Origin of the sequence: Bradyrhizobium sp. JYMT SZCCT0428 (assembly GCF_018131075.1) — a bacterium.
In the GTDB taxonomy this organism is placed as follows: Bacteria; Pseudomonadota; Alphaproteobacteria; order Rhizobiales; family Xanthobacteraceae; genus Bradyrhizobium.
On sequence record NZ_JAFCLS010000018.1, the window covers coordinates 114,613 to 131,815 of the forward strand.

A 17,203-nucleotide genomic window follows, 5' to 3' on the forward strand; every position below is an offset into this window, starting at 1 on the left:
CCATCGGAGGCTCCCGTGAGACTGGCGAACAAGACGGCGTTCATTACTGGCGGAAACAGCGGCATCGGACTTGCGACCGCCAAGCTGTTCGTGGCGGAGGGGGCGCGGGTCGCCATCACCGGGCGCAACAAGGAGACGCTGGAGGCGGCTGCCAAAGAACTCGGGCCAAATGCGCTTGCGATCGTCGCCGACGCCACCGACATCGCCGCCACCGAGGCTGCGATCAAGCAGGCGGTTGGGAAATTCGGCAAGCTCGACGTCATCTTCGCCAATGCCGGCATTGCCGGTGGCACGCCGCTTGGATCAGCCACGCTTGAGACCTTTGAGAAGGTCATCAGCACCAACATCACGGCGGTGTTCTTCACCGTGCAGGCCGCGGTGCCGCATCTCAACGACGGCGCCTCCATCATCCTGAACGGCTCGGTGATTTCGGTGCTCGGCAATCCCGGCTATTCCGCCTACGCGGCAAGCAAGGCCGGCGTGCGCGCGATGGCGCGGGTGATGGCGTCCGAACTGTCGCCGCGCAATATCCGCGTCAACGTGGTCTCGCCGGGTGCGATCCGAACCCCGATCTGGGGCGCGGCACTGGCGACCCCCGAAGCCGAAAAGGCGTTCGAGCAGCGCATCGGCGCCACCACGCCGCTCGGCCGCATCGGTGAACCCGATCATATTTCGAAGACGGTGCTGTTCCTGGCCTCCGACGATGCCGCGCATATCCAGGGGCAGGAATTGTTCGTCGACGGGGGTGCTACGGCTTCGCCAAGTGGCGCGCCGATTTATCGGGGCTGAGGCAATCCCAGCAATATCGAGGCCGGCCGGCGGGACGCTGGCCGGCTCACGCCCTGCGGCGGATTGGCGCTGAGCCAGAACGCGCATTGAACCATGCGTGCAACTGCTTGAGATTTCGAGGATAGTAGCTTTGTAGACAACCATGAACCGGTGAGCCCAGTCGTGCCGAAGACCACTGGCATCTCCTCGACCCCGGCGGAAAATTCGGACACCGCGCAATTCGTTTCAGTCGCGCTGTTTTCGGGTGTCGGTCTGCTGTTCTCCCTGATTGTCGTTATCCTCCGCATCAACGGCGTTTTCTGATTGGAGCGGCTGCCGTCACTCGCATGGTGACGGCAACCGCTCGCGCATCAACTCAGGCTGCGTTCAGACTGCCCGCGGCTTTCAGCGCGCCGGCGACCGCTTTTTCGCGATGCTCGGGACCGACCTGGATGCCATCAGCCGAAATGAATTCCGGATTCTTGTTGCCGATGAACCCGAACACCCAGCGCAGATAGGTCTCCAGATGTTCGCCGACGGCGGCCGGCGTGCCGGGGCCGTAATATCCGCCGCGCGAGATCGCGACGATGACGCGCTTGTTGCCGGCCAGGCCTTCGACGCCCTGCGCGTCGTATTTGAACGTCTTGCCCGCGACCAAAATCCGGTCGATCCAAGCCTTGAGCTGGCTCGGAATGGTGAAATTGTACATGGGCGCCCCGAGCACGACGATGTCGGCGGCCAAAAACTCTTCCAGCACCGCGTGGCCGGCGGCGAGGTCCGGCTGCAGCGAAGCCTCGGGCGTGGCGCCCTGGCCGGCCGCGAGATGCGAGCCCGACAGATGCGCCAGCGGCGTCAGGGTCAGGTCGCGGTAAGTGACCTCGAGGCCGGGGGTGGATTGGCGCAGCCGGTCCACGATGGCGGCGGAAACCTGGCGGCTGACGGAGTGGGGGCCGAGGACGCTGGAGTCGATATGCAGAAGTTTCATTTGGGTCACCCTTGGTATTGATTTGTAACTGGCGCTATATGAGTGACTGCCCTAGAACGCCGCAAGAACGCACATTTTTGAAACCCGAGCACATCTATGAGACCCGAGCACATCAATGTGCCTGCCTTGCCCCCGAGCCCACATGCGTCAGGCGACTGCCGCGCGGTGGCTTCGGTGCTGGCCCGCGTCGGTGACAAATGGAGCGTGTTCGTGATCATGCAGTTGATCGGTGGGCCGCAGCGCTTCAACGAGCTCAAGCGCGTGATTGGCGGTATCTCGCAGCGAATGCTGACCCTGACGCTGCGCGGACTGGAGCGCGACGGCCTGGTCACACGCACGGTGTTTCCGACCATTCCGCCGCGGGTTGATTACGAACTGACCGATCTCGGCCGCGGGCTGGCGGAGCCGGTCAAGGCGCTCGGCCAATGGGCGTTCGCGCATCTGCCGGAAATCGAGGGCGCGCGCACCAGTTTCGACGCGCGTAACGACAAGTAGTTAAATAGTGGTTATATGATACCCTTTCTTTGCATGGGGTTGTTTTCGCGATTTTGTGTCTCGTCCCTGCCGACGAGGCACGGCGCTTCTAGATCAGCGACACCAGCCCGCCGCCGTGGCGCTCCAGCCGTCCGGCAAGCTCGAGCTCGAGCAGCACCGACCGGACGATCGCGGGCGAGGCGTCCGACATCCGGATCAGATCGTCGAGGCTGATCGGGCTTGGCCCAAGCAGATCGATGATGCGCTTGCGTTCGCTAACGCCCGCGTCGAAATCCAGCGGCTCGCCGTCGGGCTCGCGCAGTTCAATTGCGAGCGGACGCTCCATGATCGGCGCGACCGCGTTGATGACGTCGCTGGCTTCCGTGGTCAGAGTCGCCCCCTGCTTGATCAGATCGTTGGTGCCGGCGGCGCGGGGATCGAGCGGCGAGCCGGGGACCGCAAACACTTCGCGGCCTTGTTCGGCGGCCATCCGCGCCGTGATCAACGAGCCCGAGCGGTGGGCTGCTTCGACCACGACGACGCCGAGCGAAGCGCCGGAGATCAGGCGATTGCGGCGCGGAAAATCGCGGGCGCGCGGCACGTGGCCAAGCGGCATTTCGGAGATCGCGCCGCCTTGTTCGAGCAATGCGGCCAGCAGGTCCTCATGCTCGGGCGGATAGATCCGGTCATGGCCACCGGCCAGCACCGCAACCGTGCCGCTCGCAACCGTTGCCCGATGCGCGGCCTGGTCGATGCCGCGCGCCAATCCGGAGATAACGACAAACCCGGCATCGCCGAGGTCGCGCGCGATCTGGCCCGCGAATTTCAATCCGGCGCCGGAGGCGTTGCGCGAGCCGACGATCGCAATCATCGGCCGCATCATCACCTCAGGCGCGCCGCGGACGCCGAGCAGCGGCGGCGCATCGTCCAGCGTGGCCAGCCGCGGCGGGTAGCCGGCTTCACCGGGCGCGACGAGCGCTAAGCCGATCTTTCGGCCAGCTGCGAGTTCACCCCGCGCGTCGTCCTCGCTGCAGATGCGTCCCGGTCCTGGCGCGCCGCCCCGCCGCGCCAGATCGGGCAGCCGCTCCAGCGCGGCGCGGGCGCTGCCGAAATGCCGGAGCAGCGAGGCGAAGGTGCGTGGGCCGACATTGTCGGAGCGAATGAGCCGCAACCGGTCGATCCGCTCGGAATCGGTGAGGTGGGGTGCGCTGGGCGTACGGTCGTGCATGTCGGTGCAGCTTTGCCCAACCGGAGATTGCAATCAACACCTGTTCTCACGGCTGCCATGCCCGCCGATGCGTTGCTCCGTTCCGGTCCGCTCCGTAAAACCCGTTGGTCCGCCGCAGGAGGAATGTCCATGATCTCGCTCGCCGACCTTCAACGCCGTATCGCGCAGGGTGATCTTTCCGCGGATGCCGCGATTGCCCAGTCGCTGGAGGCGATCGGCGCACAGGAGAAAATGATCGGCGCCTTCGTCTGCCATGATCCGAACATCCGCGCCGAGAACGCCGGGCCGTTGCGCGGCGTCGCCGTCGGCATCAAGGACATCATGGATACCGCTGATTTCCCGACCGAGATGGGCTCGTCGATCTACAAGGGATTTCGATCGCGCGGGGATGCGGCGGTCGTGATGGCGCTGAAAGCGGCAGGAGCCAGCATCGTCGGCAAGACTACGACGACGGCGTTCGCATCGTCAGATCCGACCGCGACGCTTAACCCGCGCAACAACGCTCACACGCCCGGTGGATCATCGGCCGGTTCGGCAGCCGCGGTCGCGGCCGGCATGATCCCGCTGGCGCTGGGCACGCAGACCGGTGGCTCGGTGATCCGGCCGGCCTCGTTCTGCGGCTGTGCCGCGATCAAGCCGTCCTACCGCCTGCTGCCGACCGTCGGCGTGAAGTGCTATTCGTGGACGCTGGATACCGTTGGTTTGTTCGCCGCCGGTGTTCGCGATGTTGCGCACGGCCTTGCGGCGATGACGGGCCGGGATGAATTTTTGCCACAGGCGTCAGTGCCGACGCCGCGCATCGGCGTCGTTACCCAGGACTTTGCCGGTGCACCTGAGGCCGAAGGCGCCGAGGCACTGCAGATCGCCGCCAGGGCTGCGGAACGGGCAGGGGCATCTGTGCGCACGCTGGCGATGCCGGAGATCGTAGCCGAAGCGTGGCGCGAGCATCCCACAGTGCAGGAATTCGAGGCGCATCAGGCGCTCGCGTGGGAATACCGCGTGCATTACGACGCTGTCGCGCCGAACCTGCGCGGACGGCTCGATGAAAGCAAGGGCATGCTGCCTGCTGCCTATGACGGGGCAATGCAAGTTACACGTCAGGCCAGAATCGCGCTGACGAAGGTTTTTGATGACGTCGACGTGCTGCTGGCCATATCAGCCCCGGGTGCAGCACCTGCGGGGTTGGGCTCAACGGGCGACGCCCGCTACAATCGGCTGTGGACGCTGATGGGAACGCCCTGCGTCAACATTCCCGCGCACATCGCCGCGGGAGGATTGCCGGTGGGCGTGCAGGTCATTGCGCGCTATGGCGAGGACGCGAAGGCGCTGGCAGCGGCGCGGTTCGTCGAGGAGGCGCTGGCGCAGAAGTAGGATTATTTCGCGCCGATGCGGCTCTCGGTTCCGGTCTGCAAGCGCTTGATATTTTCGCGGTGCGCGTAGAACAGCAGGAGCGTCATTACCGCAAACAGCGAAGCCAGCGCCGGGTGGAGGAACCACCACAGGAACAGCGGCGTCACGAAGGCTGCGATCAATGCCGACAGCGAGGAGTAGCGCGTGGTGATGGCGGTCGCGATCCACATCACGCAGAACACGATGGCCGCAGGCCAGAACAAGCCGATCAGCACGCCGATATAGGTCGCGACGCCTTTGCCGCCTTTGAACTTGAGCCAGACCGGATAGAGATGGCCCAGAAAGGCGCCGAATCCGGCCAGCATCGCGGCGTTGGGGCCGCCATAATAGCCGCAGAGGACGACCGCGAGCGTGCCCTTGAGCGCGTCGCCGATCAGCGTCCCGGCGGCGAGGCTCTTGCGGCCAGTGCGAAGCACGTTGGTGGCGCCGATACTGCCGGAGCCGATCGAGCGCAGATCCTCGGTGCCGGCGAACTTGGTCAGCAACAGCCCGAATGGAATCGAGCCAAAGAAATAGCCCACGAAAAATGCAACGATGAGAAATGGCTCAAACGTCATCGGCGTTGCTCCCGCCGCGGAGCATTTCACGCACGTCTGCGTTTTCTTGACGCGAACCGGTGTCCACTTGGCTTGAAAACGCTCTATCAGACATGTTCATAGACCGTCCGTCCGCCCACGATAGTACGCACGACGCGGCCCGAGAAGCGGGCTTCGTCGAACGGCGTATTTTTGCATTGCGATTTGAGGTCGTCGCGGTCGAGCACCCAGGGTACGTCGGCATCGATCACGACGACGTCGGCAGGGGAACCCGCCCGCAGCGAGCCGCCGGGGAGGCCCAAAATCTCGGCCGGGCGCGTCGACATCGCGCGGATCAGGGTCTTGAAGTCCATCTCGCCATTGTGGATCAGCCGCAGGCCCGCCGGCAGCATGGTCTGCAGCCCGACCGCGCCGGCGGCGGCTTCCGCGAACGGCAGCCGCTTCACCTCGACGTCCTGCGGATTGTGATCGGACATCACGACGTCGATCAGGCCGGAGGCCACGGCGGCGACCAGCGCCAGGCGGTCGTCCTCGGTGCGCAGCGGCGGCGACAGTTTCAGGAACGTCCGGTAGGGACCGATGTCGTTTTCGTTCAGCGTGACGTGGTTGATCGAAACCGACGCCGAAACTGCAAGCCCCGCGTCGCGCGCGCGCTTGAGGATTTCCAGCGACTCGATGCAGCTCAGTGAGGCCGCGTGATAGCGGCCGCCGGTCAGCGCCACCAGGCGCATGTCGCGTTCCAGCATCACGGCCTCGGCGGCATTGGGGATCCCGACCAGGCCCAGCCGTGCGGCGAACTCGCCTTCGTTCATCACACCTTCGCCGACCAGATCGGGGTCTTCGGTGTGGTGTACGATCAGCGCGTCGAAATCGCGCGCATAGGTCAGAGCGCGCCGCATCACCTGCGCATTGGTGACGCTGTGGGCGCCATCGGTGAAGGCGACGGCGCCGGCGGCCTTCAACAGGCCGATCTCGGTCATTTCCTCGCCGCCCATGCCCTTGGTCAGCGCCGCCATCGGGTGGATGTTGACGATCGCGGTGTCGCGCGCCCGGCGCAGCACGAAGTCGACGGTGGCCGAATTGTCGATCACCGGCGAGGTATCGGGCTGGCAGATGATGGTGGTGATGCCGCCGGCGGCCGCCGCCTGGCTGGCGGAAGCAAAGGTTTCGCGGTGGCTGGCGCCGGGCTCGCCGACAAAGGCGCGCATGTCGATCAGCCCGGGGGCGACGACCTTGCCGGCGCAATTGACGATGTCAGTGCCTTCGGGGACGCCGGCAGCGCCGATGCCGCGCTTGGAGTCGCGGATCACGCCGTCGGCGATCAGGACGTCACCAGGGCCGTCGAAGTCGCGCGAGGGGTCGACGACGCGGGCGTTGGCCAGGAGGATGGGGCGGCGATCGGTCAGCATGTCAGGCGTTCGGCAGGTTACGGGCGAGTGCTTCCAGCACCGCCATGCGCACCGCCACTCCCATTTCGACCTGCTCGCGGATCAGCGATTGCGCTCCGTCAGCCACGAATGAGTCGATTTCGACGCCTCGGTTCATCGGACCGGGATGCATCACCAGCGCGTCGGGTTTTGCGTAGGCGAGCTTTTTCTGGTCGAGGCCGAAATAATGGAAATACTCGCCGGACGACGGCACGAACGAGCCGTTCATGCGCTCGCGCTGCAGCCGCAGCATCATGACGATGTCGGCGCCGTTGAGACCCTCGCGCATGTCGCGCGCCACCTCGACGCCCATCCGCTCGATGCCGCGCGGCAACAGCGTGGAGGGCGCCACCACGCGCACCCGGGCGCCCATGGTGTTCAGCAGTAGGATATTGGAGCGGGCGACGCGGGAATGCATCACGTCGCCGCAGATCGCGATCACGAGGCCTTCCAGCCGGCCTTTGTTGCGGCGGATCGTCAGCGCATCCAAGAGCGCCTGGGTCGGATGCTCGTGGCTGCCGTCGCCGGCATTGATCACGGAACCGTCAACCTTGCGCGCCAGAAGTTCCACCGCACCTGAGGCGTGGTGGCGCACCACCAGGATGTCCGGATGCATGGCATTGAGCGTGACGGCGGTATCCATCAGCGTCTCGCCCTTGCGGATCGAGGACGAGGATACCGACATGTTCATGACGTCGGCGCCGAGCCGTTTGCCGGCCAGTTCGAACGAGGATTGGGTGCGGGTCGAGGCCTCGAAGAACAGGTTCACCTGGGTGCGACCGCGCAGCGAAGTGCGCTTTTTGTCTACCTGGCGGTTGAGCTCGACATATTCCTCGGAAAGGTCGAGCAGGCCGGTAATATCGGCGGCGGAAAGCCCCTCGATTCCCAGCAGATGCCGGTGACCGAGGACGAAGGTCGATTTCGATGCAGGGGTCATTAAAACGAGAGCTATAGGCAGACTTCCCAAGCGGGGCAAGTGCGAATAGGGGGCTTGCGAGTTATCCCCCGGTCAGTCGCCGCGCAGGGTAAAGAGGGTTGCCGCAATTGCGCCGCGTTCGGCGCGCGGGGAAGGCGTCCAATGCAGAAATGGCACGTTATTTTAGCGATCGGATTAACCTGTCTTGGCCTGTCCGGGCCGCAGACTGCAAAGGCGCAGGGGCTGCCGGGCGGCTTCGTCTACCTGCGCGATATCGATCCCAGCATCATCCAGGACATGCGCTACGCCACCTCGAACAACTTTGTAGGCAAGCCGTTGAGGGGGTATGACGCCGCCGAATGCGTCGTGAAGCGCGAAGTCGGCCTGGCGCTGAAGAACATCCAGCAGGAACTCGCCAGGCAAAAGCTGTCGTTGAAAATGTTTGACTGCTATCGGCCCGAACGCGCGGTCGCCGACATGGTGGCGTGGTCGAAGAACGGCAAGGAGACGCAAGCCGACCGCCGCTATAACCCGGCCTTCCGCAAGGCCGATTTGTTCCGTCTGGGCTATATCGCAACCCGGTCCGGACATTCGACCGGCGCCGCGCTCGATCTGACCCTGGTCGACCTGACCGCCGACAATTCCGCGAAGTTCGATTCCACCAAGGCCTATGCCGACTGCACCGCGCCTGCCGAGGCGCGCGCGCCGGAAGGCAGCGTCGATATGGGTACCGGCTATGATTGCTCGGACGTCAAATCGCATACCGCCGCCCCCTCGATCACGCCGGCGCAACGGCGATCGCGGAATGTGCTGGTGGCTGCGATGGCCCGGCAGGGGTTTGTGAACTATTCGAAGGAGTGGTGGCACTTTTCGCTGCCGGGGGTCGGCCGGCAGGCCTATGATTTCCCGATTGCGCGACGGAATTGATTCGAGCAAGACCCGCCATGAGCCAGGCATCATTTTCGACCCACGAAGTCTTCAACCAGTCGCCGCCGTTCGAAGATGTCGATCTGTTCACGGCCGACCGCCCGCTGGCTGAAGCGGCAGCCGCCAATGGCGGTGGCGAGGCGAGCCCTGAACTATCCGACTTCGGCAAGCATTGGGGGTCGGCGGCGATGGCGGCGCGAGGCCGTGCCGCCAATGAGAACACTCCGAAGCTGCGGACCTTCGATTCCCGCGGCAACCGCCGCGACGAGGTCGAGTTTCATCCGGCCTATCACGAACTGATGGCCCGCTCGGCGGATGCCGGCGTGCATAATTCGACCTGGAGCGCCGACGGCAAGCCGGCGGGCGGTGCTTCGGAAGTCGTGCGCGCCGCCAAATTCTACATCGCCTCGCAGGTCGAGACCGGGCATCTCTGCCCGATCACGATGACGCGCGCATCAGTGGCGGCGCTGGCCGAGCAGCCGGATCTGCTGGCGAAGGTAATGCCGGTGTTGGCGACGCGGTCTTACGATCCGGGCTTTGCGCCGTGGTGGACCAAGCGCGGCATGACGGTCGGCATGGGCATGACCGAGAAGCAGGGCGGCACCGATGTGCGCTCCAACATGACGCGCGCCGAGCGCGACGGCGATGCCTATCGCATCACCGGCCACAAATGGTTCATGTCGGCGCCGATGTGCGATGCGTTCCTGGTGCTGGCGCAGACGGACGGCGGGTTGAGCTGCTTCTTCATGCCGCGCTTTGCGCCGGATGGTTCGGTCAACGCGATCCGCTTTCAGCGGCTGAAGGACAAGCTCGGCAACCGCTCCAACGCCTCATCAGAAGTGGAATTCACTGGCGCCTATGCGGAGCGCATCGGCGACGAGGGCAAAGGCATCCGCACCATCATCCAGATGGTGCAACTGACCCGGCAGGATTGCGCGATTGCCTCCGCCGGCCTGATGCGTTCAGGCCTGGCGCATGCGCTCCACCACGCCAGGCACCGCAGCGTGTTTCAGAAGCATCTTTCTGACCAGCCGCTGATGCAGGCGGTGCTGTCGGACATGGCGCTGCATGTCGAAGCCTCGATCGCGCTGGTCATGCGCCTGTGCCGGGCGTTCGACCGGGCGCCGTCCGACGCCAAGGAGGCCGCCTATATGCGGCTGCTGACGCCGGCGATCAAATACTGGGTCTGCAAGAGTGCCCCGGGCTTTCTCTATGAGGCGATGGAATGCCTCGGCGGCAACGGCTACGTCGAGGAGGGTATTTTGGCGCGGCATTACCGGGAGTCGCCGGTCAACGCGATCTGGGAAGGGTCAGGCAATGTGATGTGCCTCGACGTGCTCCGGGCGCTGTCGCGCGAGGCCGAGGCGGCATCCGCCGTGTTGCACGAACTCACCGGCGAAACGCTGGGCCTGCCGGGGGCCGGCGAGGCGGTCGGTTTTATCGGCAAAGCTTTCCGCCGACCCGACAGCGAGCGCGTCGCGCGGCTGGCGGTCGAAAAACTGGCGTTGCTCGCCGCCGCCGCGGCGCTCAACGCGGTGTCGCCGCGGCACGCGGAACTGTTTGCCGCCACGCGCCTTGCCGGGAATCACGCCAGCATGTACGGCGCGGTCGATCTTGCCAGCGCCGACGTCGCTGGTCTGCTGGAACGGGCGCTGCCCTGAAAGTCAGTTGATGGATTCCCTCAGCCTCCCGCAATCGCCCCCTCCCGTCGCGTCCGCGCTGCGTCCACCCCGGATATGGAAGTTCTGGGGCACGGCGCTGTGGGGGCTGTTCATCTTTGCCGGCATGTTTGTCGGCCAGGCCGTGGTCATCGCTTACTTCGTGTTGCGGCAAGGTTCGTGGGATCTTGCGGCTGCGATCCATGTCGTCGGGGCCGGGCTGACGATCTCGCTGTCCGTGATCATGGGAATGCCGGCGGTGCTGCTCGCAGCCTGGGTCGCGACGCGCGCCTCGCGCACGCCCTTTGTCGACTATCTCGCGCTGCGCTGGACCACGTGGCAGAATTTCCTGATCGGCGCCGTCTCACTGGCCGTGCTGGTCGGCGGCTGGGACCTGCTGTCGCGTGCGCTGGGGCGCGAGGTGACGCCGGGCTTTATGGGCGATGTGCTGAAATCGGCGCAGGCCGACGGCGCGCTGTGGCTGCTCGCGATCGCGTTCTGCGTCGCTGCACCGATCTCGGAGGAGATTATGGCGCGCGGCTTTCTCTACCGCGGCTGGTCGGAATCGCGCCTCGGAGTGCCCGGCGCCATCTTCCTGTCGTCGCTGGTCTGGACGTCGATGCATCTGCAGTACAGCTGGTTCTTCTTCGGTGAGGTGTTCACCATCGGACTGCTGCTCGGCTATTTCCGCTACCGCACCGGTTCGACCTGGCTGACGATCGTGCTGCACGGTCTCAACAACACCGCGGCGACAATTCAAACTTTCTGGCTGGCGGGCAATTAACACATCGCCGCGATCGCAATCGCGATCGGCATCGTGATCGCCGCCAGAATGGTCTGCAGCGTGATGATCTGCGCCAGCAAAGGCGCATCGCCGCCCATCTGCCGGGCCAGCACATAGGCGCTGGATGAGGCCGGCACCGCCGCGCACGCTGTGACGATCGCCAGGTTCGAGCCTGACAGCCCGAACCACAGTGCCAGCGCGACGGCGATCACCGGCATCAGCACCAGCTTGAGGAACACCGCGACCGACGACGCAAGGCTCGGGCGGAACAGGCCTTCGAGATGCAGGCCGGCGCCGGTCACCAGCAGGCCGATTGCCAGCGAGGATCGGCCCAGCGCGTCGGCGACGTCATGCCAGAGCTTTGGCAGGGGAAGGTGGGTGACGTTGATCAGGAGCCCAATCGCGCAGGCCCAGATCAGGGGATTGCGCACGACCGTCATGGCGATCGATCCGGCCGATTGTTTTTCGCTCGAGGCGTACTGCGCGAGCACGCTGACGCTGAACACGTTGACCAGGGGGATGATGGCGACCATCGCGACCGAGGCCAGCGCCAGTCCGGCATCGCCGAACAGGCTGCCCGAGACGGCCAGCGCCACATAGGTCTGCCAGCGGATGGCGCCCTGGAACACCGAGGTGAAGGCGGGTCCGTCGACCGCGCCGCGGGCGAGCAGGGGCCGCAGCGCCAGGCACAGCACCGACATCAGCAGCGCCGACAGCATCAGCGCGCCGCCGACGCCTGCGACCGGGACCTTGCTGAGGTCGGCCTTCACCAGCGTCTGGATCAAGAGCACCGGAAACAGCACGTAATAGGTCAGCCGCTCCAGCCCGTGCCACTGCGTCTCCAGCCGCATCAAGGTCCGCTTCAGGATGAAGCCGAGCACGATCAGCAAGAACACCGGCAGCAGCGCCGCCACCACCACCGCCATCTTCAGCGCTCGCCGCGCAGTGTGGCGAGCCGGTCCAGCGCGCCCTGCAGGATGAAGATCGCGGCATGCTCGTCGATCACTTCGGCGCGGCGGGCCCGGCTGACATCCATCCCGATCAGTTCGCGCTCGACGGCTGCTGTTGAGAGCCGTTCGTCCCACAGGCCGATCGCCAGATCCGTGAGTTTGGAAAAATTGCGCGCAAAGGCGCGGGTCGATTGCGCGCGCGGACCTTCGCTACCGTCCATGTTGATGGGCAGGCCGAGCACGAAGCCGACCGCGTTGCGCTCGCCGGCAAGGATGAGCAGCCGCACCGCGTCGGCCTTGAAGGCCTTGCGCTGGATGGTTTCAACGCCGGTCGCCAGCCTGCGATCGGCATTGGAAACCGCAACGCCGATGGTCTTGGTGCCGAGATCGAGGCCGACCAGCGCACCGCGTTCGGGCCAGTGCGTGACCGCTTCGATCAGAGGGAGGATGAGGGCGGGCATGGACCCGCATAACACGCAGCTAGTCTGACATGCAAAGCCGGATGCGGCGTGGCGTCCATGCGGGAACGCCACGCCATCCGTCGAGATCGTCCTAGCGGATCGCGACCGGGTTGATCATGCTCTGCACGCCGCCCTTGAAGCGCGGCTGACCGAGCACGAACAGGAACTCGTAGGCCTTGTCGGCTGCGAGTTCGGCAGTATTGATGACTTCGAGAATGTAGGTCCCGTTCATTGGCAGCAGGATCTGGTGCACCTCGAACACGTTCTTCGATTCAAACGGAATCACTTCCAGCCCCCAGGTATCGGCGCCTACGGCAACCACGCCCTTGCCGGTGAGATATTTGGCGCCTTCGACGCCAAGGCCGGGCTCACCAGAGTTGAAGCGCTTGTCGTCCTTACCGATCAGACTGGCCCAACCGGTGTGAAAGAGGACGACGTCGCCCTGGCGGATTTCCACGCCTTGTTTCTTGGCGACTTCCTCGATCTCCTTGACGTTGAAGGCGGTGCCTTCCTTCACCACATCGGTGCCGTAGTGAGCGGCCATGTCCAACAGCACACCGCGGGTCACCATCGGTGGCACTTTCTCGATGCCGAGCTTCTTCAGGCCGGTGGGGTCAGCGAATTCGAGCAGCTTGTTGCCGTTGTAATAAACGTGCTCCACGCCGATATGGCCGAGGCCGTCCATCTGGCTGCCGACGCCGACCCAGCCTTCGATGATGTCGTCGTTATAGGTGGTCTTGCTCGGCCCAAGGCCGGGAATGCCGGCCTGACCGGGCTGGACGACGGTGATCTTGAAGGCGCGCGGGGGGTAGGCGGGCATCTTGGAGTCGACGGGGAAGCCGAGCGCGTAGGTCTTGCCGGTCTTGACGAGGCCGGCCGCCTTCACAACGAGCTCCGGGGTCATATAGTTGGCGGCGCCGATCTCGTCGTTCGGTCCCCATTTCGATTTCGTCCAGTCTTGAGCGCTTGCCGTTGCAACCGATCCCAACAAGGCAGCCGAACAGCACAGCACGAACGCGTGGCGCATCGCAGATCCTCCCAGAGTTGACGTTATGGTTTTGGGTAGTCAGCGCCTCATACTAACGTAGTAGTGTGCGGCGTCCAAAAATATTTGAAGCGGCGGTCGCGCTGCGATGGAAAGCCGCACGTGTGCGGTGCAAATCGATTTGTTGCAGAAATATGGCGACGAAATTTCATACAGCGGAACGTCCGCCTGATGAGGCTACGCGATGGATGCACTGCAATTGTTTGGGCTGTTCGCAGTGACCGCGATGCTCGTTTGTTATGCGGTGGAAGACCGCAGCCACTGGTTTATCCTCGGCTTCGCCGGTGCCTGTGCGCTCGGTTCTGCCTACGGTTTCTTGCAGGGCGCCTGGCCGTTCGGGCTGGTCGAAGCCATCTGGGCCGTTGTTGCGCTGCGGCGCTGGAGCGTCAGGCGGCGGCTGATTGCATAGGCCGCCCCGTCGTGTCGCAACTCCGGCGCCGTTGAATGGCCGCTGCCCCGAAGGGGCTGGCGTCAGTAGCATTGCATGATCACCCGTGCCTCTTCAAAGCGCCGAGCGCGCAAGGCGTTCCGATGGATCCAAACATAGAGGTTGTCCACGTCACCCCACATCATGCCGGCACGATCGTCGGATGCGATTTGCAGCAGCAGCAGCCAGTTCGCCGCGTCGGATTTCAACCGCTCGGCCGCCTTCGAATTCCACGCGCTGAGGTCGAGCCCCTTACTGACGAGCGCGCATTCGGTTTGCATGTTGCCCTGAATCTGCAGCGGATGCCCGCCGAAGCGGTGGTCATGACCGTCCCGGGTGACGTCGTACCACCAGGCTTGCACGGACTTCTCCGCCCTGGCTTTGATCTCGCAGGCATTCCATTCGGGCGAGCCGTAATAGGGCGGCCACATGCCGGCATGAAGCACGCACCGCTGCGGCCGGAAGCCGGCGGTCTGTTTGTGAGCCATAATTCGGCCGGCGGGCTTGCTCGTTTTAATGAAGCGACGGGCGTCAAATCATAGATCAGCCGCGCACCCGTGATATCTCCCGGTTTATCGCCCCCGGGCCGATGGTCGGTGTCATAGAAAAAGAAAAGCCGTCCCTCGCGCGGGATGTCCGGATCGACGGGTCCCATAAGCCAGACTTCGGCGAGGTCGACCTGCGCGATGAACTGGAGCGGTGCCGGCTCCCCAGTCCGCCTGATATCCTCGACCAAAGAATCGAGACCGAATTTGCTGTAATCGACCTTTGCGGATTCGGCCGCGAAGGCTTCAAACTCGTTGGGCGGCAATAGCTTCCGAAACTCTTCGAGCATCTCGGCCGGTTCAGCCATCATGTCTTGCGGGTTGAAGAGTGCCACGCCAGCCTGCATCTCTTCGATCCGCTGCTTATGATCGGGATATCGAGGACGCCAGGGCCATGGCATCGTGACCGGAAGGTCTGGGCGTTCCGCCTATTTTGGTTGCGCCCAAAACAATTTCGGCTTCGTCGTGGACCGGTGCTGTTTCGAGCCAGATGTATGGCTTCGACCCTGCCGCCAGGGCCGTCGCGTCGGCTGCATGAACTCCCGCCGCGCGCAGCGAGCCATCGATCTCGGCTGCGGTCCTGAATAGCTTTCGCATCGCGGTCTCACCATGTCTCACGGGATTTCGTGAAACGGTAGACGACAGATCCGCGGACTCGGTTCGATCTGAAATCTCAGGCGGCGATGACCTCGCCGCTATTGTTCAGGCAGGCGGTAAAGCCTTGCAGCGCGCTATACTGATGTGCGCTGCGGCGCTGGATGAACAGGGTGTCAACCCCAGACTGAACGGCCTTCAGCTTGTGGACGTTGACGGTCTCGTTTTTCCCGACAACGGCACGGGGCAGCAGCGTTACACCCATGTCAGCGGCGACGCAGCCGATCATGCCGTCGAGCGTGCCGAGCTCGAACCGCGCAGAGGACGGCCAGCCGAACTCGGAAAACACCTGTTCGAGTCGCTGCCGATAGCTGCAGCCGGTGCGGAATACCAGGGCGGTCGGTCCGGATTCCGGCGTGCCCGCGCGCAAGGCGGGCAGATTTGCCCAGCGCCTCGACGTCACCAGCACGAGTTCTTCCCTGAAGGCGAGTGTCGAACTGAGGTCGGCGTGATCGATCGGACCGGCAACAAATGCGCCGTCGAGCGATCCGTCAAGCACGGCCGCGACCAGGTCTGCGGTCGGCGAGGTGCGCAGGCTCAAGCGCACCGCTGGAAAGCGGCGGTGGAATTCGGCGAGCAGGGAAGGCAGCCGTACGGCCGCGGTGGTCTCCATCGAGCCGATCGACAACGGCCCCTTTGGCTCGCCGTCGTCGCGCGCGGCCAGCACGGCTTCGCGTGACAAGGCGGCCATTCGTTGCGCATAGGGAAGCAAGCGGCGGCCGGCGCCGGTCAATGTCATCCCGCGGCTGTGCCGCTCGAACAGTGCGGTGCCGATCTCGGTCTCCAGCGCTTTGACGCGCTGGGTGACGTTGGACTGCACGGTGTTGAGTTCGTCCGCGGCGCGGGTGATGCCGCCGAGGCGGGCCACCGTCGAAAATGTCACGAGATCGCTCAATTCCATGGACCGGCCTCCGTTTCATTGTAGCGATGGCAGCATTCTGTAGTATTCATTTTATGAGAATGATACGTCGGCTTATCGTATCTGTCCAGATAGAGGGGTTTGGACATGTCGATCAGCACGCCATTGACGGCTCTCCTGGGCATCACGCATCCAGTCCTGTCGGCGCCCATGGACGTGATCGCGGGCGCGCGGCTGACGGCGGCGGTCAGCGCCGCCGGCGGTTTTGGCATTCTGGGTGGTGGCTATGGCGATAAGGCCTGGCTGGAGCAGGAGACCGCCAAGCTCAAAGGCATATCCGCTCCCTTTGGCATCGGCTTCATCACCTGGAGTCTCGCCAAACGGCCGGAGCTGATGGACATCGCGCTCGCGGCACGGCCGCGCGCGATCATGCTCTCGTTCGGCGATCCAAAACCCTTTGCGACCAAGATCAAATCCAGCGGCGCGCTGCTGATCTGCCAGGTGCAGGACGAGGGCATGGCGCTGATGGCACTCGACGCCGGTGCCGACCTGCTGATTGCGCAAGGCAGCGAGGCCGGTGGCCATGGTGCCTCCCGCACCACCATCGACATCGTGCCGGCGATTGTCGATCTGGTGGCCGGCCGGGTGCCGGTGGCGGCGGCGGGCGGCATCGGTGACGGCCGCGGGCTGGCGGCGATGATGATGCTGGGTGCGTCCGGAGTGCTGCTCGGCACGCGCTTTTATGCCAGCCAGGAATGCGACGGCGCCGATGAAGCCAAAAAGCGTATCTGCAACGCGACCAGCGGCAGCAGCATCAGGAGCATCATCTTCGATATTTCCCGAAACAATGTCTGGCCGGCGCCGTTCAACGGCCGCTGCCTGATCAATGATCACGCGCGCCGCTGGATCGGGCGCGAGGTCGAACTGATGCAGAACGTCTCCGCTGTCGCGGCCGAATATGCCGCCGCAAGAGCTGCCGGAAATTACGACGTCGCCGCTGTGATCGCCGGTGAGGCCGTCGGCCTGATTCATGACATTCCGCCGGCGGCCGTGATCGTTGACAGGATCGCCACAGAGGCCGACCAGATACTGGCTGGACGGCGCAACTCTTCCGCACCATCAAGAGCCTGATTGCACTCATTCAAGCGA

19 protein-coding genes and 1 pseudogene are annotated in these 17,203 nt (G+C 64.4%); 9 read left to right on the forward strand and 11 right to left on the reverse strand.

Features of this window, described 5'->3' with window-relative positions; genetic code table 11:
- The first annotated feature begins 15 nt into the window (after window positions 1-15).
- Window positions 16-789 carry an SDR family NAD(P)-dependent oxidoreductase gene (locus JQ575_RS20105; RefSeq protein WP_212034937.1) on the forward strand — a complete coding sequence of 258 codons (774 nt, stop codon included), beginning with the start codon at window positions 16-18 and terminating at the stop codon, window positions 787-789.
- Between the two features lie 162 nt (window positions 790-951).
- The gene (locus tag JQ575_RS20110) at window positions 952-1,092 is read left to right on the forward strand and encodes a hypothetical protein (protein WP_211996142.1); all 141 of its coding nucleotides are present in this window, start codon (window positions 952-954) and stop codon (window positions 1,090-1,092) included.
- A gap of 52 nt (window positions 1,093-1,144) precedes the next feature.
- Here JQ575_RS20110 and JQ575_RS20115 read toward each other — a convergent pair whose 3' ends face one another.
- The gene (locus tag JQ575_RS20115) at window positions 1,145-1,753 is read right to left on the reverse strand and encodes an FMN-dependent NADH-azoreductase (RefSeq protein ID WP_212034938.1); all 609 of its coding nucleotides are present in this window, start codon (window positions 1,751-1,753) and stop codon (window positions 1,145-1,147) included.
- A 96-nt stretch (window positions 1,754-1,849) separates the two neighbouring features.
- On the opposite strand from JQ575_RS20115, the gene JQ575_RS20120 reads away from it, so the two are divergent.
- Window positions 1,850-2,248 (forward strand): helix-turn-helix domain-containing protein, encoded by a 399-nt coding sequence (locus JQ575_RS20120; protein ID WP_212034939.1) that lies wholly within the window; start codon window positions 1,850-1,852, stop codon window positions 2,246-2,248.
- An 88-nt stretch (window positions 2,249-2,336) separates the two neighbouring features.
- Here JQ575_RS20120 and dprA read toward each other — a convergent pair whose 3' ends face one another.
- Entirely contained in the window at window positions 2,337-3,455 is a 1,119-nt protein-coding gene (gene dprA / locus JQ575_RS20125; RefSeq protein ID WP_212034940.1) for a DNA-processing protein DprA, read from the reverse strand.
- Between the two features lie 129 nt (window positions 3,456-3,584).
- Here dprA and JQ575_RS20130 point away from each other — a divergent pair, with 129 nt between their 5' ends.
- A complete protein-coding gene (locus tag JQ575_RS20130) occupies window positions 3,585-4,826 on the forward strand; it encodes an amidase (RefSeq protein ID WP_212034941.1) in 1,242 nt (413 codons plus the stop codon).
- Between the two features lie 2 nt (window positions 4,827-4,828).
- Here JQ575_RS20130 and plsY read toward each other — a convergent pair whose 3' ends face one another.
- The 3 genes from plsY to JQ575_RS20145 form a co-directional block, all read right to left on the reverse strand.
- Window positions 4,829-5,422: a glycerol-3-phosphate 1-O-acyltransferase PlsY gene (gene plsY / locus JQ575_RS20135; RefSeq protein ID WP_212034942.1), complete on the reverse strand. Its 594-nt coding sequence runs from the start codon at window positions 5,420-5,422 to the stop codon at window positions 4,829-4,831.
- 86 nt (window positions 5,423-5,508) lie between these two features.
- Window positions 5,509-6,810 carry a dihydroorotase gene (locus tag JQ575_RS20140; RefSeq protein ID WP_212034943.1) on the reverse strand — a complete coding sequence of 434 codons (1,302 nt, stop codon included), beginning with the start codon at window positions 6,808-6,810 and terminating at the stop codon, window positions 5,509-5,511.
- Window position 6,811: 1 nt separating this feature from the next.
- Window positions 6,812-7,765 carry an aspartate carbamoyltransferase catalytic subunit gene (locus tag JQ575_RS20145; protein WP_192733697.1) on the reverse strand — a complete coding sequence of 318 codons (954 nt, stop codon included), beginning with the start codon at window positions 7,763-7,765 and terminating at the stop codon, window positions 6,812-6,814.
- 141 nt (window positions 7,766-7,906) lie between these two features.
- On the opposite strand from JQ575_RS20145, the gene JQ575_RS20150 reads away from it, so the two are divergent.
- The 3 genes from JQ575_RS20150 to JQ575_RS20160 are packed head-to-tail and all read left to right on the forward strand — an operon-like array spanning window position 7,907 to window position 11,113.
- Window positions 7,907-8,671 carry a M15 family metallopeptidase gene (locus JQ575_RS20150; protein ID WP_212034944.1) on the forward strand — a complete coding sequence of 255 codons (765 nt, stop codon included), beginning with the start codon at window positions 7,907-7,909 and terminating at the stop codon, window positions 8,669-8,671.
- A 17-nt stretch (window positions 8,672-8,688) separates the two neighbouring features.
- A complete protein-coding gene (locus JQ575_RS20155; protein WP_212034945.1) occupies window positions 8,689-10,332 on the forward strand; it encodes an acyl-CoA dehydrogenase family protein in 1,644 nt (547 codons plus the stop codon).
- A gap of 10 nt (window positions 10,333-10,342) precedes the next feature.
- A complete protein-coding gene (locus tag JQ575_RS20160) occupies window positions 10,343-11,113 on the forward strand; it encodes a CPBP family intramembrane glutamic endopeptidase (RefSeq protein WP_212034946.1) in 771 nt (256 codons plus the stop codon).
- Here JQ575_RS20160 and JQ575_RS20165 read toward each other — a convergent pair.
- The 3 genes from JQ575_RS20165 to JQ575_RS20175 all read right to left on the reverse strand — a co-directional run bounded on the left by JQ575_RS20165 (window position 11,110) and on the right by JQ575_RS20175 (window position 13,551).
- Window positions 11,110-12,039, reverse strand: coding sequence for an AEC family transporter (locus JQ575_RS20165; protein WP_212034947.1), 930 nt, complete (start codon window positions 12,037-12,039; stop codon window positions 11,110-11,112). The genes JQ575_RS20160 and JQ575_RS20165 overlap by 4 nt on opposite strands.
- Before the next feature lie 2 nt (window positions 12,040-12,041).
- Entirely contained in the window at window positions 12,042-12,524 is a 483-nt protein-coding gene (gene ruvX / locus JQ575_RS20170; protein ID WP_212034948.1) for a Holliday junction resolvase RuvX, read from the reverse strand.
- Window positions 12,525-12,615: 91 nt separating this feature from the next.
- Window positions 12,616-13,551 carry a cyclase family protein gene (locus tag JQ575_RS20175; RefSeq protein WP_212034949.1) on the reverse strand — a complete coding sequence of 312 codons (936 nt, stop codon included), beginning with the start codon at window positions 13,549-13,551 and terminating at the stop codon, window positions 12,616-12,618.
- Between the two features lie 202 nt (window positions 13,552-13,753).
- Between JQ575_RS20175 and JQ575_RS20180 the strand changes: the two genes are divergently transcribed.
- Complete coding sequence (locus JQ575_RS20180; protein ID WP_212034950.1) at window positions 13,754-13,978, forward strand: hypothetical protein; 225 nt, start codon at window positions 13,754-13,756, stop codon at window positions 13,976-13,978.
- Between the two features lie 62 nt (window positions 13,979-14,040).
- Here JQ575_RS20180 and JQ575_RS44710 read toward each other — a convergent pair whose 3' ends face one another.
- The 3 genes and pseudogenes from JQ575_RS44710 to JQ575_RS20190 all read right to left on the reverse strand — a co-directional run bounded on the left by JQ575_RS44710 (window position 14,041) and on the right by JQ575_RS20190 (window position 16,096).
- Window positions 14,041-14,442, reverse strand: coding sequence for a DUF1963 domain-containing protein (locus tag JQ575_RS44710; RefSeq protein WP_312015975.1), 402 nt, complete (start codon window positions 14,440-14,442; stop codon window positions 14,041-14,043).
- Between the two features lie 95 nt (window positions 14,443-14,537).
- A pseudogene (locus tag JQ575_RS46485) lies at window positions 14,538-14,951 on the reverse strand (DUF1963 domain-containing protein); the annotation flags it as partial.
- A 263-nt stretch (window positions 14,952-15,214) separates the two neighbouring features.
- Window positions 15,215-16,096: a LysR family transcriptional regulator gene (locus JQ575_RS20190; protein ID WP_212034952.1), complete on the reverse strand. Its 882-nt coding sequence runs from the start codon at window positions 16,094-16,096 to the stop codon at window positions 15,215-15,217.
- A gap of 105 nt (window positions 16,097-16,201) precedes the next feature.
- Between JQ575_RS20190 and JQ575_RS20195 the strand changes: the two genes are divergently transcribed.
- A complete protein-coding gene (locus JQ575_RS20195; RefSeq protein ID WP_212034953.1) occupies window positions 16,202-17,185 on the forward strand; it encodes a nitronate monooxygenase family protein in 984 nt (327 codons plus the stop codon).
- Window positions 17,186-17,203 lie beyond the last annotated feature (18 nt).